This is a genomic window from Pseudomonas sp. JDS28PS106 (genome assembly GCF_036706555.1).
Lineage (GTDB): Bacteria > Pseudomonadota > Gammaproteobacteria > Pseudomonadales > Pseudomonadaceae > Aquipseudomonas.
The window spans coordinates 155,464-176,352 of the sequence record NZ_JBAJGT010000009.1 but is presented as its reverse complement, the minus strand read 5'-3'; the positions used below and the strand labels follow the sequence as shown (position 1 = coordinate 176,352).

Genomic DNA, 20,889 nt, shown 5'->3' with positions numbered 1-20,889 from the left:
CGATCAGGGCGCGCGGGCCTCGATAGCCCCGGAGTCGTCACTGTGCTCATGAAAGCGCTCAGGGTTGGTCTCGGCCAGCTCATCATCGCGGGTGATTTCGTCACCCGTCCCGGCAAGAAGCAGCGTACTCCCCAGGCTCAGGCCGCGGTCGACCAGTCGGCCAGGGCCCTGACGCTCTACCAGTTCCACGCCTGCCCGTTCTGCGTCAAGACGCGTCGCAGCCTTCGTCGCCTCAATGTTCCGGTGGCGCTGCGGGACGCGAAGAACAACGAAGCCGATCGTCAGGCTCTGCTGGCAGGCGGAGGCCGCATCAAGGTGCCGTGCCTGCGCATCGAGGAAGACGGCAAGACGACCTGGATGTACGAGTCCAAAGCCATCATTGCCTACCTCGATCAGCGCTTCGGCGCCCTCTGAATGTCGCTTGGTCTGCCTCAGCGAGGACAGCCCTCCTCGCGGCAGACCACATAGTTCTCAAGCTGCTCGACGCGAACCCGCGTGTGCTTGATCAGGCAGTTCGACTGCACCAGCGGCCACATCGAGCCGCCATCGCCGGCGTTGCCCGCTTCGTAGCCACAGTCGGCATCACGGAACGCGATCCACTTCACCTGCGCATCCTTCAACGCCTGCTTTTTCGCAGGACTCTGCAACCAGGCCATCTGCGTCTTGTACTGCTGGTTGAGCCTGGCATCGAGACTGGCCAGTTCCTTTGCCGCACATTGATTCATGCTGGCCTGACTGGCGTCACAGTCCTGCGCCTGAGCGGAGCAGCCCACGCCCAACGCCATCAGGGCCGCCAGGATCGTCATGGTCATTCGCATCGATATCTCCTTAAAGGTTGGCAATCAAGCTGCCTCGATCAATTGAGCATTGCGTACTACTGCGGCCAGTCTACCCAGTCCTTCATCCAGGCGCGCAGGATCGATGTGGCTGAAGTTCAAGCGCAGATGGCCCGGGTTGACGTCCGGGTCGGCGAAAAACGGTTCGCCGGGCATGAACGCGACGTCCTGCGCCAGCGCGGCATCGAGCAGCGTCCGGGTATCCAGCGGTTGCTTGAGCGTCAGCCAGAAAAACAGGCCGCCCTGCGGTGTATTCCAGTCCGCGAGATCGCCGAAGTGGCGCTGCAGCGCGGCATCGAACGCATCGCGCCGCTCACGGTAAAATGCCCGCAGCTCCAGCAGGTGACGCTGATAGCGCTCGCTGCCGATCCATTGCAGCGCCTGCCACTGGCCGATGCGGTTGGTGTGCAGGTCCGCTGACTGCTTGAGGCGCAGCAAATGCGGGAACAAGTCCGGGCTGGCAATCAGATAGCCGACCCGCAGGCCGGGCAGCAGAGTCTTGGAAACCGTCCCGGTATAGATCCAGCTGGCGCGGGCGAGGCGACTGACGACGGGCCGCGCGCTCGCGCCGTCGAAGGTCAGCTCCCGGTAGGGCTCGTCTTCGATCAGGGTGACGGCAAATTCGTCCAGCAACGCCGCGACCGCGTCCCGCGCCTGCTCGCTGTAACGCACCGCCGACGGGTTCTGAAAGGTCGGAATCAGGTAGGCGAACGCCGGACGGTGACGCTCCAGACGCTCGCGCAGGGCCGCCAGGTCCGGCCCGTCCGCTTGCAGCGGTACGGTCAGACAATTAGCGCCGAACAGCTGAAAAATCTGCAGTGCCGCCAGATAGGTCGGCGCTTCCATGACGATCTCGGTGTCCTTGTCGATGTACAGCTTGGCGGCCAGATCGAGCGTCTGCTGTGAGCCGCTGACGATCAGCACCTGGCTTGCCTGGCAGGGCACGCCCAGTGCCCGCGCCTCCGCTGCCAGCGCCTCGCGCAACGCCGGTTCGCCTTCGCTCATCCCATACTGGCCGAGAGTGACCGGCATCTGCGCCCACTCCACTTTGGGCAACATGGCTTCGGCGGGCAACCCGCCGGCGAACGACATGACCTGCGGACGTTGCGCCGCTGCCAGGATTTCGCGGATCAAGGAACTCTTGAGACGGGCAACGCGTTCGGAGAAAGCCATGCGGACACCTCTGGCGGTACTGAAGGGAAATGAGTCAAACTGGTTGACTCAAATTACGACAGCCTTGCCGGAAACGTCAACATGCTTGACCTTAAAAATCCCGCCAATCAACAAATTGCTATGGAAGCGTTTTTCTTCGGCTACCAGGCTTTCACGGCCAAGGCCGATGAAATGCTTGAGCGTCGCGGCTTCAGTAGAGTCCACCAGCGCATCGTGTTTTTCATCGCGCGCTATCCGGGGCTGAGCGTGAAAGAACTGCTCACCGTGCTGGGCGTCAGCAAGCAGGCGCTCAATGCACCATTGCGGCAGCTCATCGCCATGAACCTGGTGCGCAGCACTACTCCGGAAACCGACAAGCGCAAACGCCTGCTAGGGCTGAGCGACGAAGGGGTAAAGTTCGAGCAGGCCTTGCGCCGCGAGCAGGTGAAACTTCTGCAACGGGTATTCGCCGAAGCCGGCCAGGAGGCGGTGGACGGCTGGCTGACAGTTAATCAGGCGCTGGGCCAGACCCAGCAGACTCCCAAGCCCGAGTGATGAAAGCGTACCGGTACACACTCCACGAATGGGAGGGCCTGGAGCAACTGTGCTGGTCATTCAAGGGATCGCTGTATCGTAGCGCCCGCAACGCTTGCGATTAGGCTTGATGCAGTTTCGATCCGCAGACACAAGGAAGCATCCATGACCGTGATTCTCAGAGCGCCGTTGCGCCCATTGGCCGACAGCTCGCCCTCGGCCGTGGTGGCCGGATTCATCGCCATGATGACGGGTTGCACCAGTTCGCTGGTGCTGATGTTCCAGGCGGGCCAGGCGGCGGGCCTGACCGGAGGGCAGATCTCGTCATGGCTGTGGTCACTGTTTCTCGGCATGGCAATCTGCAGCATCGGCTTGTCCCTGCGCTATCGCACCCCGATCACTGTGGCATGGTCGACGCCGGGTGCCGCGCTGCTGATCACCAGTCTGGGCGGGGTCAGTTATCCGGAAGCGATTGGTGCCTTCATCACCAGCGGGCTGCTGGTAACGATCTGCGGCCTGACCGGCAGTTTCGAGCGCCTGGTACGCCGCCTGCCCGCATCGCTTGCCGCCGCCTTGCTGGCCGGTATCCTGTTCAAGATCGGCAGTGAAATCTTCATTGCCGCGCAACATCGAACGTCCCTGGTGCTGGGCATGTTCTTCACCTACCTGATTATCAAACGGGTATCGCCGCGCTACGCCGTGCTTGCCGCGCTGCTGGTAGGCATTGCCGTGTCAGGCATGCTCGGCTTGCTGAATTTCAGTGGCTTTGCTCTGGAACTGGCAGCGCCGGTCTGGACTACGCCTAGCTTTTCTCTGGCGGCGACCATCAGTATCGGCATTCCGCTGTTCGTGGTCGCGATGGCTTCCCAGAATATGCCCGGCGTCGCGGTGCTGCGCGCCGATGGCTACGACACCCCTACATCGCCCTTGATCACCGTGACCGGCATCGCCTCGCTACTGACCGCGCCTTTCGGTTCGCACGGGATCAATCTGGCCGCCATCAGCGCCGCGATCTGCACAGGCCCCCATGCCCACGAAGACAAGAGCAAGCGCTATACGGCAGCTATCTGGTGCGGCATCTTCTACGGCATCGCCGGGCTGTACGGCGCCACCCTGGCCGCATTGTTCGCCGCGTTTCCCAAGGAATTGGTGCTGTCCATCGCCGCGCTGGCGTTGTTCGGGTCGATCATCAACGGGCTGACGGTCGCCATGAGCGAGCCGAGCGAAAGGGAGGCGGCGCTGATCACCTTCATGGTCACCGCCTCCGGCCTGACCCTGTTCTCGGTCGGCTCGGCGTTCTGGGGCATCGTGGCCGGCGTGCTGACGCTGCTGATCCTCAATGCCCGCAAGGGTTGAAGCTCAAGAGTTTTGCGGTGTGCAGGATAGGTTCAGTGTTCTAGAGACATATATCGCCAGCAAGCTGGCTCCTACGCGGGTTCGTGTGACGCGGTTGCAGGGGCGGCGTGATCTGGGTAGGAGCCAGCTTGCTGGCGATGAAGACAACGCGGAGTGTCTGATTTTCCGCGGCGCCCCTATCGCCAGCAAGCTGGCTCCTACGCAGGATGGTGCAACGCGGATCACTCGGTCATCAACACCCCACGCTTGATCTGATCACGTTCGATGGATTCGAACAGGGCTTTGAAATTGCCTTCGCCGAATCCGTCGTCGCCCTTGCGCTGGATGAACTCGAAGAACACCGGCCCTAGCAGCGTTTCGGAAAAGATCTGCAGCAACAGCCGTCGCTCGCCGCCTTCCAGTGATCCATCGAGCAGGATGCCGCGCGTCTTGAGCTCCTCCTCCGGTTCACCATGGCCAGGCAATCGACCTTCCAGCATCTCGTAATACGTATCCGGCGGCGCGGTCATGAAGCGCATGCCGGTGGCTTTCAGCGCATCCCAGGTCTTGATCAAGTCATCGGTGAAGAAGGCAACGTGCTGGATGCCTTCACCATTGAACTGCATCAGAAACTCTTCGATCTGCCCTGCTCCCTTGGACGACTCCTCGTTCAGGGGAATACGGATCAGGCCGTCCGGGGCGGTCATGGCCTTGGAGGTCAGACCGGTGTATTCACCCTTGATGTCGAAGTAACGCAGCTCGCGGAAGTTGAACAGCTTTTCATAGAAGCCGGCCCAGTACGCCATGCGACCCCGGTAGACGTTATGGGTCAGATGGTCGATGACCTTGAGCCCCGCGCCCTCCGGATGACGGTCCACGCCTTCGATGAAATTGAAGTCGATGTCATAGATCGACGTACCCTCGCCGAAGCGATCGATCAGGTACAGCGGCGCGCCGCCGATGCCCTTGATTGCCGGCAGACGCAATTCCATCGGCCCGGTGGCGATATCCAGCGGCTGCGCCCCCAAGTCCAGCGCGCGCTGGTAGGCCTTGTGGGAGTCCTGCACCCTGAACGCCATGCCACAAACCGAAGGGCCGTGCTCGGCGGCGAAATATGAAGCCAGGCTATGAGGCTCGTTGTTGAGGATCAGATTGATCTCGCCCTGGCGATACAGGACCACGTCCTTGGAGCGGTGAATCGCTACTTTGGTGAAGCCCATCATGTCGAAGACGGGTTCGAGAATACCGGGGGTCGGCGACGCGAATTCGATGAACTCGAAGCCCATCAGCCCCATCGGGTTTTCATAGAGATCAGCCATGGTCTGGCTCCTTGCGAAAAATGTGCGATGCGAAAGTCAGAAACGCGAAAACGTATCTACGGCCATCGGCGGCGCACAGGAGATCCCTCGCACACTGCGGGCAAGAAAGTCTCCAAAGATCATTTGCAAGGCGAGGATTTTCATGACTTGAGCCTAGTCCGGCTTGTCGGGTTGTGCATCGGGGTGCGCTGCCTGGAACGCCGACTGTGCCAGCGCATGCGCTTCGACCCGCGTCAGGCGCGGGACTGCAGCCAGATCGACGTTGAAACGCCGCGCCGCGTAGAGTTGGGGCAACAGGTAGACATCCGCCACGCTCGGCCTATCGCCGAAACAGAACGCCTGCCCGTCGACCATCTGCTCGACCGCCGCCAGCCCTTCGCCAATCCACGATCTGATCCATTCGGCGATCTCGATTTCAGCGTGCCCCATCGCGCGCAGGCGATTGAGCACCGAGACGTTGTGCAATGGATGGATGTCGCAGCCGATCAGCGCCGCAACGGCTCGCTGGCGGGCACGCAATTCGGGGGACTCGGCCAGCAGGGGCGGATGGGGGAAGCGCTCGTCGAGGTATTCGATGATGGCCGACGACTGCGTGACAAGGTCGCCGTTGTCGAGCCGCAGCACCGGAACCCGGCCTTGCGGATTGGTCTCGCGAAACGCCGCAGAGGCTTGTTCGCCGTGCAGCAGGTCGACCGGCACCGTGGTGAACGCCAACCCCTTGAGCGCCAGGGCTATGCGTACCCGGTAGCTGGAAGTCGAGCGGTAATAAGTGAAAAGGTCCACACAGACAGCCTGTTGTTATTATCGTAAGGCGGTTACGGTATTCGTAATCTGGTGCAGCGCGGCCACCTTGTCAAGCGGAGTGACGTACGCCGCGGGTGGACAAGATCGCTTCCAGCGCCAATGATGAAGACAACCGCCAGCCCGACAAAAACAACACTGGGTCGCACATGAACATTCTTTATGACGAGCGCGTCGACGGCGTCCTGCCTGCCGTCGACAAACAGCAGTTGCTGACCGAGCTGCAACGTCGGCTGCCGGATCTGGACATCCTGTATCGGCCCGAGGAGCTGCGACCGTACGAATGCGACGGGTTGTCCGCCTACCGCACCACGCCGATGCTGGTCGCCCTGCCGAACCGGATCGAGCAGGTGCAGACCTTGTTGCAGATCTGCCACGAGCACGGCGTTCCGGTCGTGGCGCGCGGCGCGGGCACCGGCCTTTCCGGTGGCGCGCTGCCGCTGGAAAAGGGCTTGTTGCTGGTCATGGCGCGTTTCAACCGGATTCTCGACATCGATCCCGCCGCTCGCCTCGCCCGCGTTCAGCCCGGCGTCCGCAACCTGGCGATCTCCCAGGCTGCCGCGCCGTACGGGCTCTACTATGCCCCTGACCCTTCCTCGCAGATCGCCTGCTCCATCGGCGGCAACGTCGCCGAAAACGCCGGTGGCGTGCACTGCCTCAAGTACGGTCTGACCGTACACAACCTGCTCAAGGTGGACATTCTCACCGTCGAAGGCGAACGCCTGACCCTAGGCAGCGAAGCACTGGACTCGCCGGGGTTCGACCTGTTGGCGCTGTTCACCGGTTCCGAAGGCATGCTGGGCGTCATCACCGAAATCACCGTCAAGTTGTTACCCCGGCCGCAGGTGGCGAAAGTGTTGCTGGCGGCTTTCGATTCCGTGGAGAAGGCCGGCCGCGCCGTCGCCGACATCATCGCCGAGGGGATCATTCCCGGCGGGCTGGAAATGATGGATAACCTGGCGATCCGCGCCGCCGAAGATTTCATTCATGCCGGCTATCCGGTGGACGCCGAAGCCATCCTGCTGTGCGAGCTCGACGGCGTGGAAGCCGACGTGCAGGCCGACTGCGACCGGGTGCGCGAAGTGCTCACTCGCGCCGGCGCCACCGAACTGCGTCAGGCCCGCGACGAAACGGAGCGGGCACTGTTCTGGGCCGGACGCAAGAACGCGTTTCCGGCAGTGGGCCGGATGTCGCCCGATTATTACTGCATGGACGGCACTATTCCCCGGCGCGAGCTGCCGGGTGTGCTTCGCGGCATTGCCGATCTGTCCGAAGAATACGGATTGCAGGTCGCCAACGTGTTCCATGCCGGCGACGGCAACATGCATCCGCTGATCCTGTTCGATGCCAACGATCCCGGCGCGCTGGAGCGGGCCGAAACGCTGGGCGGCAGGATTCTCGAACTGTGCGTGAAAGTCGGCGGCAGCATCACCGGCGAGCACGGGGTTGGCCGGGAGAAAATCAATCAGATGTGCGCGCAGTTCAACAGCGATGAGCTGCAACTGTTTCATGCCATCAAGGCAGCATTCGATGCCAGCGGGCTGCTCAACCCCGGCAAGAACATTCCGACGCTGCACCGCTGCGCCGAGTTCGGCGCGATGCATGTACATGCCGGGCAACTGCCCTTCCCCGAGCTGGAGCGCTTCTGATGACCATGGAAAGGGATTTCGACGACAGCGCAGCGTTGCTCGAACAAGTGAATCAGGCACTGGCCGCTGTCACGCCGCTGCGTATCCAGGGCGGCAACAGTAAGGCATTTCTGGGGCGCGATGTCGCCGGGGAGATCCTCGACACCCGCAGCCATCGCGGAATCGTCAGTTACGATCCGACCGAACTGGTGATCACCGCGCGGGCGGGCACGCCGCTTGCGCAGATCAATCAGGCGCTGGAAGAAGCCGGACAGATGCTGCCGTGCGAGCCGCCCGCCTGTGGTGACGGCACGCTGGGCGGCATGGTCGCGACCGGGCTGTCCGGTCCGCGCCGGCCGTGGAGCGGCGCGGTGCGCGATTTCGTACTGGGCACCCGGGTCATCACCGGACACGGCAAACACCTGCGCTTCGGCGGCGAGGTGATGAAGAACGTCGCGGGGTATGACGTTTCCCGGCTGATGGCGGGCAGCCTGGGCTGTCTGGGTGTGCTGACCGAGGTCTCGCTCAAGGTGCTGCCGCGCCCTCGCCAGTGCCTGAGCATCGCCCTGGAACTGGACAGCGAGCGCGCGCTGAACGCACTCGCGGAATGGGGCCAGCAGCCGGTGCCGATCAGCGCGGCCTGCCATGACGGACAGCGGCTGCGGCTGCGGCTCGAAGGCGGCGAAGGCTCGGTCGCGGCCGCCCACGACCGACTGGGTGGCGAGCGCATCGAGCCGCAATACTGGGACGATCTGAACGAACAGCGCCTGGCGTTTTTTCTCGACGCCCGCCCCCTGTGGCGGCTGTCGGTACCCAACGCCACCCCGATGCTCAATCTACCGGGCGAGCAGTTGATCGACTGGGGCGGCGCGCAGCGCTGGCTGAAAACCGATGCCGGCGGCGATACCATCCGCGCCACAGTCGCAGCCGCCGGCGGCCATGCGACCTGCTTCAGTCCAGGCCAGGACGACAGTCCCTTCCAGCCGCTGGCGGCACCGCTGATGCGTTATCACCAGCAACTCAAGGCGCGCCTGGACCCGCTGGGCATCTTCAACCCCGGCCGAATGTACGCGGAGCTCTGATCATGCAGACCCATTTGAGTGAACAGGCCAGGCACCTGCAGCGCGCTGAAGAAGCCGAGCGCATTCTGCGCACTTGCGTGCATTGCGGGTTCTGCAATGCGACCTGTCCGACCTACCAGCTGCTGGGCGACGAACTGGACGGCCCGCGCGGTCGCATCTACCTGATCAAGCAGGTGCTGGAAGGCAATCCGCCCACGGAAAAGACCCAGCTGCATCTGGACCGCTGTTTGAGCTGTCGCAACTGCGAAACCACCTGCCCTTCCGGCGTCGACTACCACAACCTGCTGGACATCGGGCGCGGGGTCGTCGACGCCGCCGTGCCCCGCCCGCTGCATCAGCGCATGTTGCGCCACGGCCTGCGTCAGGTAGTGCCCGACGCCGGGCTGTTCAAGTCGCTGACCCGCCTGGGCAACACGTTTCGTCCCTTGCTGCCCGGCGGACTGAAAAACAAGCTGCCAGGAACCATCGCCGATCCCGGCACGCGCCCGGCTGTGCGCCATGAACGCCGGATGCTGATGCTCGAAGGCTGCGTCCAGCCCGGATTGTCCCCCAACACCAACGCGGCAACCGCACGGGTGCTGGATCGCCTCGGAATCAGCATCGATCCGGTACCGCAAGCCGCGTGCTGCGGCGCCGTCGACTACCACCTCAACGCTCAGGACGCAGGGCTCGAACGGGCTCGTCGAAACATCGATGCCTGGTGGCCGATGCTGCAAAACGGTGCGCAGGCCATCATCCAGACCGCCAGCGGCTGCGGTGCATTCATCAAGGATTACGGCCACCTGCTGCGCGACGATCCGGACTATGCACAGAAAGCCGCGCAGGTCAGCGCCCATGCCAGGGATCTGGTCGAAGTCATTCGCGACGAGCCGCTGGAAAAGCTGGGCCTGCGGGTCGACACGCGACTGGCGTTTCACTGCCCTTGCACCCTGCAGCACGCGCAGAAGCTCGGCGGCGAAGTCGAGCGCGTCCTGACACGCCTGGGCTTCAACCTTGCGCCGGTGCCGGACGGCCACTTGTGTTGCGGTTCGGCCGGGACCTACTCCATCACTCAGCCGGAGCTGGCCCGCCAATTGCGTGATAACCGGATGAACGCACTCGAAAGCGGCCGGCCAGAAGTCATCGCTACCGCCAACATCGGCTGTCAGAGCCATCTGGCGGGCGCGAACAGGACCCCTGTGCGACACTGGATCGAGCTGGTCGATCAGGCCCTGCCCGCGTCCGGCCCGGAACATCAGAATCCTTCAACCCTACGGAGTCCCTCATGAAGATCAAAGCTGTCCTGACCCAGACCGAAGTCGGCCGCATGCTCGACGCCGCGCGCCAGGAAGCGACCAGCCAGGGCTGGGCGGTTTCCATCGCCATCGTCGATGACGGCGGACACCTGCTGGCGTTCGAGCGTCTGGACGATGCCGGAGCGATCAGCAGCTACATTTCCATCGAAAAGGCCCGCACATCGGCGCTGGGTCGTCGCGAATCCAAAGGCTACGAGGAAATGGTCAACGGTGGCCGCACGGCCTTCCTCAGCGCGCCTCTGCTGACATCGCTGGAAGGCGGCGTGCCGGTGATCGTCGACGGCCAGGTCATTGGCGCGGTAGGCGTATCGGGTGTCAAGGCCGATCAGGACGCCCAGGTCGCCAAGGCCGGGGTGGCGGCATTGAACGCCGACTGAGCTCAGCCCGGCGTTCTCGCTGTGAAGGGTTCCAGCCTGCGTCGGCTACAGACGATCCGGCTGACAGGAGCCCTTCATCAACGACCACAGACGAAAGGACGTTTACGCCCGTTTCACAGCGCATACAGTGAGATCCATTGCAGGTCGGAATGGCTCGTATATAGACGCGTGCCATCGGCGCTCATCACCGATCCCGACGCAGCTGGCAGCGAAGCCACGCAGGTCGCTTTGCGGTCATAGGTGTCAATACGGTACAAGTCGCCTTCGCAACCATGTACGGCATAGACATGGTGGCCATCGGGGGTGATGCCGACCACTTCGACCCCATAACCGGGCATGCCGATCTCGACCACGCACAATACCGAATGGGTGATCGCATCGGCCACATACACGCCGTTGCGCCCGCCCGCGTAGAGGAAATATCCGTCGGGACTCGGCACCAGCGACTGCGGGTCGAGAAATCCGGGAATGTCGACCTGCGAGTAGTCGGCGGTGTCGATCACCGAAACGATCCGGCATTCTTCGGCGCCTGATACCGTGGCATAGATCCGCCGGCTATCGGGGCTGACCGCGAGCACATGGCTCGTTTCGGCAAGGGCTCCCAGGTCGAAATCGGTTTCGCTGGCGTAGTCATAGCGGTCCACGAAACGAACGATTCCATCCGGCGAGTCGCTGAACGACAGGCTCACAAAACGACCGTTGGGGCTGCAGACGATGCGATTGACGCCCCGCGACGGGATGGTGTCGATCACTTCATGGGTCGTGGTGTCGATCACATAGCAGTGTTTCCTGCCAATGGTATAGAGCAGTGTCCCATCGGGGCTGAGGGCGATTCGTCCGGCCGCGCAATCACGCAATTGCAGCGAGACGGTGCTGGACGGGATATCGATGATGCTGACAGCGCGCCCGTCGGCATGGGCAACATACAGCGACTGCTCGTCCCGACTCAGGACAATGGCGGCGGGAACGAACGGGAGGGGTACCACGCCTACGAGCCACGCGGTATCGAGGGGAGTCCTGGTTTCGACCGAACCGGACGACGTGGCAGAGGCGCTAAGGTGCTGCGAGGCTCTCTTGTGCATTTCACTCACCAATGAATAGGTCTTGGGCAAGACCGCGACAATGGGGAAGAAGAAAATCAGTCCCCATCAATAATCGATGCGGGTAATGCGGGTACGCCGATCGGATCCAGATATGGCTTCATTGAATACTCAACCGCAGGGCTTGGGTACTGTCAGAAATGACAGTCCAGAGGGCCGCACCGGGCGGAAAAATCGCGCAGCCGGCCTGCCGTAATCAGCGCCCGCGCCGGGCCAGACCCGTCCACGAGACATGAGCGCCGGCTTGCGCCGTTGGTCAGTGGCGAATGATCGATCAGCTGCTTTCGCGAACCACCAGCTCGAAGCCCAGGTCGATCCGAGGCTGCTGGCTGACACCTTCGAGCAGGCCCAGCAGCAGATGGGCGGCGCGCTGCCCGACCTCCTGACGCGGCGTTCGAATCGACGTCAGCCTCGGCACCATGTGGGCCGAGCCCGGCAAATCATTGAACCCCACCAGGGCCACTTGCTCGGGAATGCGAATGCCCAGGCGCAGGGCTTCCAGCGCGGCTCCCTGGGCCAGGTCGTCGTTGCAGAAAAATATTCCGTCGACATCGGCATGCTCGTTCAGCAAGCGAGCGAAAAGCTCGCCTCCAAGGCCAATGGACGACGGCTGCGCCGTACTGATCTGCAAGGCAGGATCGAAGTATCCCGCCTGTTCCAGCTCCTGACGGAACCCGGCACCGCGTTGCAGCACCCGGGGATCGAGCTGGGCGGCCATGTAGGCCAGGCGTCGGCAACCGCGACCCAGCAGATGCCGCGCGGCAGCGGCCCCGGCCTGCTGCTGGGAAAAACCGACACAGTATTCGCCCTGCCCGGTGTCGATTTCCATCATGTGCACGCAGGGGACGCCACTGGCCTCAAGCATCTGCCGCGACGCCGGAGTCCGGTCGAACCCGGTGAGCAGAATGCCGCGCGGGCGATTCACCAGATGGTTGCGCAGCAGTTTTTCCTCTTCCTGCGGCGAATAGTGGTAATTGCCGATGACCACGTCCAGACCGCGGACGCTGAGCACATCCTGAATGGCTTCCAGGGTTTCGATGAACAGCTGGTTGGAAAGCGATGGCACCAGCACCACCACCGTCTGGCTGCAGGATGAAGCGAGAGCGCGCGCCGCGGGGTTGGCGACGTAACCCAGCGCAAGCGCGGCAGCACGGACTTTCTCGACCAGGTCCGGTGCGACGGTGGGGACTCCGCGCAGTGCCCGTGAGGCTGTGATGGGTGAAACGGCAGCCATTCGCGCCACCTCGTTGAGGGTCGGACGGCCGGTGGAACGGGAACCAATGCGAATCATGCGTTGCCAACTAACATAAGGGTTGCCAAAGATGTCACCTGCCCCCTAAGGTAGCGCTGTCTCAGGGACCGTGACAATGCCTATCGCTGGCACCATCAAGCACGGAGAGCCGCTTGCGATGGATCACGCAGAATTCAAAAAAACGACAAGACCTGGGACGGCCGAGGCTGGGCACTCTGTCCACCGGTCAGAGACAGCGCTGTCTCCAGACGAGGTACCTACATTGTGACAACTGCTAATTCTGCTATCACCGCCGTCGTGGTGATGGGCGTCGCCGGCTGCGGCAAAAGCGTCATCGGAGCCGAAATCGCCCTCAACAGCGGCGGCCGCCTGATCGAAGGCGACGCGTTCCACCCCCAGGCGAACATCGACAAGATGAGCGCCGGCATTCCTCTCGATGACGAGGATCGCGCCGGCTGGCTGACCCGCCTGGGCGAAGAGATGGCCGCCGCGGTGCGCGGCGGCGAGCGACCGGTCCTGACCTGCTCGGCGCTCAAGCTCAAATACCGTGAGCGCCTGCGTGAAGCAGTGCCCGGCCTTGGCTTCGTATTCCTGGAGCTGAGCAAGGAAATGGCCACTGAACGCTGTGCCCATCGGCCCGGGCATTTCATGCCGGCCAGCCTGGTGGACAGCCAGTTCGCGACCCTCGAACCGCCTTATGGCGAAGACCGGACCCTTGTGGTGGACGCCACCCAGCCCATCGACGCCATCGGCAAGCAAGCCGCCGGCTGGTGGACTGCGTCGCGTGCCGTCTGAAGGCGTGAGTGCGAAAGACAGCGCTGTCTCGTCCGCAGCGCCTGACGCTACTCCCAAAATAACGATAACCGGAGAATCCTCCTCATGTTCGGTATGACCCACGAGACGTTTCTACTGATCGATGCCCTGGTGACCATCATCGGTCTTGTGCTGCTGATCACCCAATTCAAGGTCCACCCTTTCGTTGCCCTGACCCTGGCTGCCGGCTTCCTCGGCCTGACCTCCGGCATGCCGGTGGAAAAAGTCATGAAATCGTTCCAGGACGGCTTCGGCGGCGTGCTCGGCTTCGTCGGCATCATCCTGGGTCTGGGCACCATGCTCGGCAAACTGATGGCCGATTCCGGAGGCGCCGACCAGATCGCGCAGACCCTGATCCGCGTCTTCGGCAAGCAGAAAGTGCACTGGGCCATGATGTTCTCGGCGTTCCTGGTCGGCATCCCGCTGTTCTTCGAGATCGGTTTTGTACTGCTGATCCCGCTGGTGTTCATCGTGGCACGTCGCACCGGCATCTCGATCGTCAAGATCGGCATTCCGCTGCTGGCCGGCCTGTCCGCCGTTCACGGTCTGGTGCCACCGCACCCGGGGCCGTTGCTGGCGATCGGCATCTTCGGCGCCGACATCGGCAAGACCATCTTCTACGGCCTGATCGTCGCGTTGCCGACGGCCGTGATTGCCGGTCCCATCTTCAGTACCTGGATTTCCCGGCACATTCCGGGCACCCCGTCTCAGGAACTGATGGACCAGATCGCCAAGGAATCGAGCACGGAAAACCTGCCAAGCTTCGGCATCACCCTGGTGACCATCCTGCTGCCGGTGTTCCTGATGCTGCTCAAGACCTTCGCCGACGTGGTCTTGCCTGAAAACCACATCTTCCGTATCTGGATGGACCTGATCGGTCACCCGATCACCGCCCTGCTCGCCGCTCTGTTGCTGGCGTTCTACACCTTCGGCGCTGCGCGCGGCTTCGACCGGGCGCGGATCATGAAGCTGCTGGACCAGAGCCTGGCGCCCGTCGCTGCGATCGTGCTGATCGTAGGCGCCGGTGGCGGCTTCAAACAAATGCTGGTCGCTAGCGGCGTTGGTGACGTGATCGGCCACATGGCGGTTCAGGCTCAGGTCAACCCGATCTTTCTGGCGTGGCTGGTCGCAGCGGTGATCCGCGTGGCCACGGGCTCGGCCACCATCGCGACCATCACCGGAGCGGGCATCGTAGCGCCGGTGGTCGGTCTGATTCCGGGCGTCAACCGCGAACTGCTGGTACTGGCCGCAGGCGCCGGTTCGGTCATCCTTTCGCACGTGAACGACGCCGGTTTCTGGCTGGTCAAGCAGTACTTCAACATGACGGTTACCGAGACCTTCAAGACCTGGACCGTGATGGAAACCATCCTGTCCGTGGTTGGCCTCGTTTTCATTCTGCTGCTGTCGCTGGTCGTGTGACAGGTTCCGGGGCGAGCCGCAACGGTTCGCCCCGGAGTCTTGAAAGACAGTCTGGCCCAAGACCGCTCGCAATGGTTTCCTCCTTATCTGAAGCCTTTTCCTACCGATAGGCGAGACCATTCGCAGCGTTTTCTCGGAATGCTCAGGCAATGTTTCATACTTGTGCCTACGCTTAACCATGCCAGTCGGGTGTAATCAACGCGCTTGCCCTGCAACCCGAGGGCGCTGCGGAGGTGCATGGCTATTCACGTTACTTTTTACCTTTCACCAGTAAATACGGGCAATTCCTTGTCGAAACGGGCAGAATTGGCGCCCCCGTCGGTTCGCTGATGCAAATCTCGATGACAGGAAAATGACCCGAGGGAATTAATTTCAATCACGCGACGTCCTATGACGGATGCTTTTGGATGTACTCGGCAACAATCACCAAGCAAAGGCAAACGCCAGCCTCTTGAAGAGGCGTTACAAGAGGCCATCAAGGAAAAGATTATGTTGATACTCACTCGCAAAGTAGGCGAAAGCATAAATATTGGTGACGAGATCACCGTAACGATTCTTGGCGTTCAGGGACTCCAAGTCCGGCTAGGTATCAATGCGCCGAAAAATGTCTCCGTACATCGCGAAGAAATCTACAAACGTATTCAGGCGGAACTCGCTCCGCAGCAAGAGCAACAATAGTTTCTCAGGGACCCGGTCAACCCCGCCCCGCCCCTCATTCGATGCCGACCTGCCCGCACCCGCTGGGCAGGTCGACCCTACGGCGCCCAGATGGCGCCGTTTTTTATTCGCAGTCATATGTAAATTGCGTAGGAGCCAGCGGGCGGCGATGCGTCTAGCTGGTGAAGACGGATTTGCCTGAATTAAAGTCCTATTCGGCAATCGCCGGAATGCCGCCACAGCATGCCGGCTCTCATCAAACAAAATTTATCTTGTTGTTTTGCATGGCCTATAAAATGCGCTTGTTGTGGGAGGGAGCTTGCTCGCGACGGCTTTTCTGCGGTGGCACTGCCGGCTGCGGGCATATCCATTACCGCGTGTGCTGGACCTCCCGGTTCCGGCGCTTACGGCCGGGTCACTTTCCTTTCGGGGAAAGTGACCAAAGCCATTGCTCCGGGCTGGGCCCCTGCGGGGTTCCCTCCCTCCGGCGTTGCTCCGGGGGCCGCGCCGAACGGCCATCCATGGCCTGCGCCAACGTCGCGTTCGGCGGCGTCTGCGCGACCGGTGTAGGAGCCAGCTCGCTGGCGATAAACGGTGACGCGGTGCCCTGATATTCGAGCCGTCAGTGACGCTGCCGCTACGCGGCAGATCGCCAGCAAGCTGGCTCCTACAGATCAGGGAGAAACTGCTGCGCGGCGCCGCCTACCACTTGTCACTCGCCCGGAACGTCGCTTGAAATTCGCCGGTCCATCGCAAGTAAGCCTGAACATCGATGCCAGCCCGTTGTGCGCAGTGAGCCGGCCAATCTTCCGGTAGCAATCCAAGGGTGACCCATGATGACTAGCACCAACCAAGAATCGGGCTCTGGCAGCGACCAGCCTGGCTCGGACCTGCGTCAAACGCTGAAAGAGGATTTTTCCGGCGCGGTCGACACTGTCAAGGAACAGGCCGGCGCCCGGCTTGACCATTACAAGGACAGTGCCGCCGACCAGCTCGAACATCTGGCGCAGAACGCGCAGACGGCGGCGCAGCACATGCAGGATCAGGACTCGCTGGGACTGTCGCGTTACGTGGGCGACGTCGCCCAGCAGATGACGGGCCTCGCGGACAATCTGCGCAACAAGAATGCGGAACAGTTGCTTCACGAGGCCGGGCGGTTGGCACGGGATAATCCGCTGCTGTTCCTGGCAGGCAGTATCGTGCTGGGCCTGGGGCTGTCGCGGCTGCTCAAGGCATCCACCCCTTCGTCGACCGGTCCGGCGCGCGGGAATTCGGTTTCCGATCTGACGCTGGACACCAATATCCATCCGCCTCACGAATCCGTGAACCCCGCCACGCTGGCGGCCGAGGAGATGTTTGCCACACATCCGCACGATAACGACGTCATGCACAGTGCGCGTCCTGGCACTGGCATCCCGGACAAGCCGAGTGGCAGTCACCGTTTCGGTGATCTGGACGATGGTCTGCCCGGCAGCCGCTCCGGTTCGAGCGGGCCTGGAGCGAACAGGTGATGGACACGCGCGAGCATCTTGTCCGCATAGCGCGTGAAGACAAGGATTCGATCCGGAGCACAGTGTCATGAGCATCGACAGCAGTTTTGATACACCGGAGCATTTCGAGCGTACCGCCGACGACCCGTCGCAACGCGAGAACCCGAATCATGATCAGCAACACTCCAGCCTGGGCGGGATGATGGATCGGGCGCTGGGTTACGCAAGCGAGCACCGCAACGAGCTTCTGCACACTCTCGGCAATGGTGCCAAGGCCAATCCGATAGCGGCGGTTCTGGCCACGGTAGGTGGACTGGGCCTGATCGGCGCGATTCGCTCGTCATCGGCATCGGCTGCCGGAGGTGGTGCACCGGGCGGCTCCGGCTCGGCCAGGGAGCGAATCCAGCAAACCGCCGAACGCATGAAGAACGGGGCCTCCACCGGCAGCGTTTCGTCGGCGGTCACGCAACGGCAGAATCGACCCGACTTTGCCAGCATCCTGCCCCAGGACCCGGTGATGCTCGCGGTCGTGGGGCTGGCTCTGGGTGCCGCCATCGGCGCGGTGTTGCCCGCCACTAACCGGGAAAGAGATCTGGTCGATCTCGCCGAGGATAAGCTCTCCCGGCTGAACATGGGTCCGACGACCGATCCGGACCCGGGTGCCATTTAAGACATAGCCATGAAAAACGGCACTTGATAGGGCCGTTTTTCATGATCGATCACTGCGGCATCGACAAGCGCTGGACGATCTTGTCCTTCACCAACAGACGCCGTTCCTTGAGCTTTTTGAGCTGATCGTCCCCCGCTCCGCCGGACAAACCCTTTTCAGCATCGAGTACCTGCGAGTCAGCCTCATCGTAGTCGCTGAGCAGCTGCTGGAGTTTTGCATCGCTCTTGCTGCGCCGCGCGACCTCGTCCCTGGTCATTTTCAAATCCGCGAACAAATCGTGTTTGACTGGCATGACTTGTATCTCCTGTATGACTGCTCGATACACAAGGTGGGCGGGATAACCCCTTACTGCTCGCGCCGGCGGCGCGCTTCGTACGTCCTCAGATGAACGCAGGCGATGTCCAGGATCGACGGCTGCGGCACTACGACGCCCAACGCATCACGCCTGGCTGAAAGGTCGCCCAGAATCTGTTCGACCTCGGTGCCCATGTCGCGTTCGATATCTCTGAGCATGGACGCTGTCAGCCTGGAGCGAGGCTCGGTGAGGATCTTCAGGTAGCGCTGGCGAGTCGCTTCGCTGGGCGCAAAGCCCGCCGCCGTAGCAATCAGCAGGCATTCACTCATGAGGCTGTCAATCAGCCACTCGCCGCCAGCCTCAAGCACATCGCCGACTGTTCCGCGCATCGCTCCCGTCACACCCGCACCCGTGGCGATGAAACACCATTTGTCCCACATATCCTGAACGATATGCTGGCTGAGATTGGCTTCGAAGCCCGCGTCCGCCAAGGCTTCGGCGACACGCAGAATCCGCGGTGTCAGACCACCGCTCAGCTCTCCGAAGGACAGCTGGTTGGCCTCGTTCAGGTGCAGAATCGCGCCCGTCGAATCGCGGTCCAGGGAAATCATGCACTGGCCGCCCAGCACCGCGTCGGCGCCGAACGTGTCGGTCAGTCGATCCAGATGAGCCATGCCGTTGAGCAACGGCAGAATGGATGTCCCGGGACCGACAGCCTGGGCGAACGACTCCATGGCGGCTTCCAGGTCATAAGCCTTGCAACTGAGCAGAATCAGATCGTACGTCTCGTCCAGCTGGTGTTCCACCAGCAAGGGCGGCGACGGGTACTGGAAATTACCCAGCGGGCTGCGCACCACCAGCCCGTCCCGTTCGAGTTCTTCGGCTCTTGCGGGTCTGACCAGGAAGGTGACCGCCCGCCCCGCTTCAAGCAGCCGCCCACCGAAATAGCCGCCGGTCGCCCCGGCCCCCACGATAAGGATGCGCATGGTCGATCTCCTGTGCGGACTCAAGGTGTCACTGGCGAGCGTAGAAGAACTTTCACAACTGCTCAACGAGCAGCCGACCACAGAGCCTGCGGCCATCAGGCCGAATAGCGGGCCTCGACATGCAGGGCCGGTGTGGGCAGAAGACGAGCGGTGTCGAGCATCGTGACTTTACGGGCAAGTCTTGCCACTACGGCGTCGATGACCACCCGGCTCGCATCGTGATGGAACTGCCATACGCCGTAGATCCGACCGTCGAACGATGGCTCGCTGCCCAGCAGCGGGTCCACGCCCAGTCCGGCGCCCAGTCCGAACAGGTGCAGCCCGTGCATACGACGACCGGTCCGGTCGATCGGGCATCCGCAGGCATCCGAGTCCAGCCCGCCCTTGGACTCGAGCAACACGATGGGACGCCCGTCCCCATGAGTCAGCACCGGCAAGCGAGGCTGGTAGCCGGTGCACTGCACCACCACGCTCGACTCGGCCAGCGCTGCGCGCGCCATCTCGAACTCACCGGGCTTGCCGCCCTCTGTCTGCAGCATCTGGACGCGCACGCCGGTCTTGCCGATACGACCACTGCTCAAGGCTTCCCGGCCGATGTCCAGCGCCCGGTAACGCAAACCGCCGGAGCGATTGATTCGACCGGACACAGGGCAGACGTCGCGCAAGAGATCATAACTGTAGCCTGCGGCAGCAGCCTGCTCGGCATCTTCGTAGAACAGGCGGATCGGCGAGCGATGAATCAGGGTCAGTTCCCGCAGGCCCGCGAATTCCAGTGCATCGGCAAGGTTTTCCAAGGTGGAAAAAGCGCTATGGGAACCGCCGACCACGCTGATCCTGCCATCGGACGCCAGTGCGGTCGCGAAGACTTCGCGAAGCTGCACGGCATTCATGCGCAGCAACCGGTCAGCGCTCTGGATATTGGCCGCCTGACTGAGTGGCAACTGTTGCGCGGCAAGGTTATCGATCAGATGCTGAGGGTCCTGGCGACCGCCCAGATTGAGCACCAGCGCCTGGCAGCGGATTGCCCGGGCGCAGCCCTCGGTTTCCACCCGCACGCAGAAATCGTCATCGTCGCAGATCACTTCAGTGATCGTCGTGCTGCGCCAGATCTTCACGCCGTATTGACGAACGATATGATCGAGCACCAGGCGGGACGCCTCGGCCATCAGCACTCCTACGTCCACCAGCGGCGGCGCACTCTGGGCCTGACCGCGAATGCGCCAGTATGCCGGAGAGTATTCCAGCGGCTCGAAGATTTCGCGCAATGCCGGGCTGCGCAGACAGTCAATGAAGACGTCGCCCACCGAGTTGGCGGTAATACGGTATTCGCCCAGCGTTCCCGTGCCCGGCCTGTCGCTGGCATCGACCACGATCAGCCCGTCGCTTGCCAGCTCGGCCAGGGTGCCGCTCTTGAGCGCGTTGAAAAGAAAGCCCATGCCGGCAATGCCTGCACCGCCGACGACACACCCGCATTCAGTTTCCAAATGATCTTCAAACATCATGATGCTCCCTGTCATATCAATGCATGGGTGCACGCCAGAAGTTCTGGTCATCGACAGCCTGGTCATCACCACGAACCAGCGTTCATGCACACTTGAAACAACTAACGTCGTCAGTTATTCACTGAAGGAAATAAGTTATGTTGATCCTTAGCCGTACGGGAGAATGGATAATTATGTCCGGCTGGATCAAGGGACCTGTCGGCCACGCTACCGCCACGTCGAAGACGTCTGCGCCAGGCTTTACGGAGATAGGCCAGGAGAAAAATCCCGGCAGAGGAATGACTTGATACTTGCAAAGAAACCCGAAAGTGTCAAACGAGTCACCGAAAGACAGATCGTGCTGGAA

Annotated in this window: 21 protein-coding genes; 12 read left to right on the top strand and 9 right to left on the bottom strand. The window is 62.1% G+C overall.

The window, feature by feature from the left end:
- The first annotated feature begins 48 nt into the window (after positions 1 to 48).
- Positions 49 to 414 (top strand): glutaredoxin family protein, encoded by a 366-nt coding sequence (locus tag TRP66_RS16415; protein ID WP_333404622.1) that lies wholly within the window; start codon positions 49 to 51, stop codon positions 412 to 414.
- A 17-nt stretch (positions 415 to 431) separates the two neighbouring features.
- Here TRP66_RS16415 and TRP66_RS16410 read toward each other — a convergent pair whose 3' ends face one another.
- Entirely contained in the window at positions 432 to 818 is a 387-nt protein-coding gene (locus TRP66_RS16410; RefSeq protein ID WP_333404620.1) for a lysozyme inhibitor LprI family protein, read from the bottom strand.
- Between the two features lie 24 nt (positions 819 to 842).
- The gene (locus TRP66_RS16405) at positions 843 to 2,009 is read right to left on the bottom strand and encodes an aminotransferase-like domain-containing protein (protein WP_333404618.1); all 1,167 of its coding nucleotides are present in this window, start codon (positions 2,007 to 2,009) and stop codon (positions 843 to 845) included.
- Between the two features lie 81 nt (positions 2,010 to 2,090).
- Here TRP66_RS16405 and TRP66_RS16400 point away from each other — a divergent pair, with 81 nt between their 5' ends.
- Together TRP66_RS16400 and TRP66_RS16395 are read left to right on the top strand one after the other, a co-directional pair.
- On the top strand, positions 2,091 to 2,543 hold the full coding sequence (locus TRP66_RS16400; RefSeq protein WP_333404616.1) for a MarR family winged helix-turn-helix transcriptional regulator: 453 nt from the start codon (positions 2,091 to 2,093) through the stop codon (positions 2,541 to 2,543).
- A 144-nt stretch (positions 2,544 to 2,687) separates the two neighbouring features.
- Positions 2,688 to 3,878: a benzoate/H(+) symporter BenE family transporter gene (locus TRP66_RS16395; RefSeq protein ID WP_333404614.1), complete on the top strand. Its 1,191-nt coding sequence runs from the start codon at positions 2,688 to 2,690 to the stop codon at positions 3,876 to 3,878.
- Between the two features lie 221 nt (positions 3,879 to 4,099).
- Here TRP66_RS16395 and hppD read toward each other — a convergent pair whose 3' ends face one another.
- Together hppD and maiA are read right to left on the bottom strand one after the other, a co-directional pair.
- Positions 4,100 to 5,176, bottom strand: coding sequence for a 4-hydroxyphenylpyruvate dioxygenase (hppD, locus tag TRP66_RS16390; protein WP_333404613.1), 1,077 nt, complete (start codon positions 5,174 to 5,176; stop codon positions 4,100 to 4,102).
- Between the two features lie 153 nt (positions 5,177 to 5,329).
- Positions 5,330 to 5,959, bottom strand: a complete 630-nt coding sequence (gene maiA / locus TRP66_RS16385) for a maleylacetoacetate isomerase (protein ID WP_333404611.1) — start codon at positions 5,957 to 5,959, stop codon at positions 5,330 to 5,332.
- Between the two features lie 167 nt (positions 5,960 to 6,126).
- Between maiA and glcD the strand changes: the two genes are divergently transcribed.
- From glcD to TRP66_RS16365, 4 genes are read left to right on the top strand one after another with little or no spacing between them, the layout of a single operon-like run.
- The gene (gene glcD, locus TRP66_RS16380; RefSeq protein WP_333404609.1) at positions 6,127 to 7,626 is read left to right on the top strand and encodes a glycolate oxidase subunit GlcD; all 1,500 of its coding nucleotides are present in this window, start codon (positions 6,127 to 6,129) and stop codon (positions 7,624 to 7,626) included.
- Positions 7,626 to 8,687, top strand: coding sequence for a glycolate oxidase subunit GlcE (gene glcE, locus TRP66_RS16375; protein ID WP_333404607.1), 1,062 nt, complete (start codon positions 7,626 to 7,628; stop codon positions 8,685 to 8,687). Before glcD ends, glcE begins: the two co-directional genes overlap by 1 nt.
- A gap of 2 nt (positions 8,688 to 8,689) precedes the next feature.
- Complete coding sequence (gene glcF / locus TRP66_RS16370; protein ID WP_333404605.1) at positions 8,690 to 9,955, top strand: glycolate oxidase subunit GlcF; 1,266 nt, start codon at positions 8,690 to 8,692, stop codon at positions 9,953 to 9,955.
- A complete protein-coding gene (locus TRP66_RS16365; RefSeq protein ID WP_333404604.1) occupies positions 9,952 to 10,359 on the top strand; it encodes a heme-binding protein in 408 nt (135 codons plus the stop codon). Before glcF ends, TRP66_RS16365 begins: the two co-directional genes overlap by 4 nt.
- Before the next feature lie 113 nt (positions 10,360 to 10,472).
- Here the strand turns inward: TRP66_RS16365 and TRP66_RS16360 are convergent, their stop codons facing one another.
- Both TRP66_RS16360 and TRP66_RS16355 read right to left on the bottom strand, forming a co-directional pair.
- On the bottom strand, positions 10,473 to 11,441 hold the full coding sequence (locus TRP66_RS16360; RefSeq protein ID WP_333404602.1) for a YncE family protein: 969 nt from the start codon (positions 11,439 to 11,441) through the stop codon (positions 10,473 to 10,475).
- A gap of 292 nt (positions 11,442 to 11,733) precedes the next feature.
- A complete protein-coding gene (locus TRP66_RS16355; RefSeq protein WP_333404600.1) occupies positions 11,734 to 12,750 on the bottom strand; it encodes a LacI family DNA-binding transcriptional regulator in 1,017 nt (338 codons plus the stop codon).
- A 264-nt stretch (positions 12,751 to 13,014) separates the two neighbouring features.
- Between TRP66_RS16355 and TRP66_RS16350 the strand changes: the two genes are divergently transcribed.
- From TRP66_RS16350 to TRP66_RS16330, 5 genes are all read left to right on the top strand, one after another.
- Positions 13,015 to 13,506, top strand: a complete 492-nt coding sequence (locus TRP66_RS16350; protein ID WP_333404741.1) for a gluconokinase — start codon at positions 13,015 to 13,017, stop codon at positions 13,504 to 13,506.
- An 84-nt stretch (positions 13,507 to 13,590) separates the two neighbouring features.
- Positions 13,591 to 14,943: a GntP family permease gene (locus TRP66_RS16345; RefSeq protein WP_333404598.1), complete on the top strand. Its 1,353-nt coding sequence runs from the start codon at positions 13,591 to 13,593 to the stop codon at positions 14,941 to 14,943.
- A gap of 489 nt (positions 14,944 to 15,432) precedes the next feature.
- Positions 15,433 to 15,621, top strand: a complete 189-nt coding sequence (gene csrA, locus TRP66_RS16340) for a carbon storage regulator CsrA (protein WP_333404740.1) — start codon at positions 15,433 to 15,435, stop codon at positions 15,619 to 15,621.
- An 815-nt stretch (positions 15,622 to 16,436) separates the two neighbouring features.
- Positions 16,437 to 17,111 carry a hypothetical protein gene (locus TRP66_RS16335; protein WP_333404596.1) on the top strand — a complete coding sequence of 225 codons (675 nt, stop codon included), beginning with the start codon at positions 16,437 to 16,439 and terminating at the stop codon, positions 17,109 to 17,111.
- A 67-nt stretch (positions 17,112 to 17,178) separates the two neighbouring features.
- Positions 17,179 to 17,760, top strand: coding sequence for a hypothetical protein (locus TRP66_RS16330; protein WP_333404594.1), 582 nt, complete (start codon positions 17,179 to 17,181; stop codon positions 17,758 to 17,760).
- A 49-nt stretch (positions 17,761 to 17,809) separates the two neighbouring features.
- Here TRP66_RS16330 and TRP66_RS16325 read toward each other — a convergent pair whose 3' ends face one another.
- The 3 genes from TRP66_RS16325 to TRP66_RS16315 all read right to left on the bottom strand — a co-directional run bounded on the left by TRP66_RS16325 (position 17,810) and on the right by TRP66_RS16315 (position 20,540).
- Positions 17,810 to 18,052: a DUF465 domain-containing protein gene (locus TRP66_RS16325; protein ID WP_333404592.1), complete on the bottom strand. Its 243-nt coding sequence runs from the start codon at positions 18,050 to 18,052 to the stop codon at positions 17,810 to 17,812.
- 53 nt (positions 18,053 to 18,105) lie between these two features.
- Complete coding sequence (locus TRP66_RS16320) at positions 18,106 to 19,041, bottom strand: ketopantoate reductase family protein (RefSeq protein ID WP_333404590.1); 936 nt, start codon at positions 19,039 to 19,041, stop codon at positions 18,106 to 18,108.
- Between the two features lie 95 nt (positions 19,042 to 19,136).
- The gene (locus TRP66_RS16315) at positions 19,137 to 20,540 is read right to left on the bottom strand and encodes a pyridine nucleotide-disulfide oxidoreductase (protein ID WP_333404738.1); all 1,404 of its coding nucleotides are present in this window, start codon (positions 20,538 to 20,540) and stop codon (positions 19,137 to 19,139) included.
- Positions 20,541 to 20,889 lie beyond the last annotated feature (349 nt).

Bases quoted from the DNA above. Each gene is read 5' to 3' on its own strand.
- TRP66_RS16335 (WP_333404596.1), top strand. From the start codon at position 16,437: ATGACTAGCACCAACCAAGAATCGGGCTCTGGCAGCGACCAGCCTGGC.
- csrA (WP_333404740.1), top strand. From the start codon at position 15,433: ATGTTGATACTCACTCGCAAAGTAGGCGAAAGCATAAATATTGGTGAC.
- TRP66_RS16315 (WP_333404738.1), bottom strand. From the start codon at position 20,540: ATGTTTGAAGATCATTTGGAAACTGAATGCGGGTGTGTCGTCGGCGGT.
- hppD (WP_333404613.1), bottom strand. From the start codon at position 5,176: ATGGCTGATCTCTATGAAAACCCGATGGGGCTGATGGGCTTCGAGTTC.
- TRP66_RS16405 (WP_333404618.1), bottom strand. From the start codon at position 2,009: ATGGCTTTCTCCGAACGCGTTGCCCGTCTCAAGAGTTCCTTGATCCGC.
- TRP66_RS16330 (WP_333404594.1), top strand. From the start codon at position 17,179: ATGAGCATCGACAGCAGTTTTGATACACCGGAGCATTTCGAGCGTACC.
- glcF (WP_333404605.1), top strand. From the start codon at position 8,690: ATGCAGACCCATTTGAGTGAACAGGCCAGGCACCTGCAGCGCGCTGAA.
- TRP66_RS16360 (WP_333404602.1), bottom strand. From the start codon at position 11,441: ATGCACAAGAGAGCCTCGCAGCACCTTAGCGCCTCTGCCACGTCGTCC.
- TRP66_RS16345 (WP_333404598.1), top strand. From the start codon at position 13,591: ATGTTCGGTATGACCCACGAGACGTTTCTACTGATCGATGCCCTGGTG.
- TRP66_RS16410 (WP_333404620.1), bottom strand. From the start codon at position 818: ATGCGAATGACCATGACGATCCTGGCGGCCCTGATGGCGTTGGGCGTG.
- TRP66_RS16320 (WP_333404590.1), bottom strand. From the start codon at position 19,041: ATGCGCATCCTTATCGTGGGGGCCGGGGCGACCGGCGGCTATTTCGGT.
- TRP66_RS16350 (WP_333404741.1), top strand. From the start codon at position 13,015: ATGGGCGTCGCCGGCTGCGGCAAAAGCGTCATCGGAGCCGAAATCGCC.
- TRP66_RS16415 (WP_333404622.1), top strand. From the start codon at position 49: ATGAAAGCGCTCAGGGTTGGTCTCGGCCAGCTCATCATCGCGGGTGAT.
- TRP66_RS16355 (WP_333404600.1), bottom strand. From the start codon at position 12,750: ATGATTCGCATTGGTTCCCGTTCCACCGGCCGTCCGACCCTCAACGAG.
- TRP66_RS16400 (WP_333404616.1), top strand. From the start codon at position 2,091: ATGCTTGACCTTAAAAATCCCGCCAATCAACAAATTGCTATGGAAGCG.
- TRP66_RS16365 (WP_333404604.1), top strand. From the start codon at position 9,952: ATGAAGATCAAAGCTGTCCTGACCCAGACCGAAGTCGGCCGCATGCTC.
- TRP66_RS16325 (WP_333404592.1), bottom strand. From the start codon at position 18,052: ATGCCAGTCAAACACGATTTGTTCGCGGATTTGAAAATGACCAGGGAC.
- glcD (WP_333404609.1), top strand. From the start codon at position 6,127: ATGAACATTCTTTATGACGAGCGCGTCGACGGCGTCCTGCCTGCCGTC.
- glcE (WP_333404607.1), top strand. From the start codon at position 7,626: ATGACCATGGAAAGGGATTTCGACGACAGCGCAGCGTTGCTCGAACAA.
- TRP66_RS16395 (WP_333404614.1), top strand. From the start codon at position 2,688: ATGACCGTGATTCTCAGAGCGCCGTTGCGCCCATTGGCCGACAGCTCG.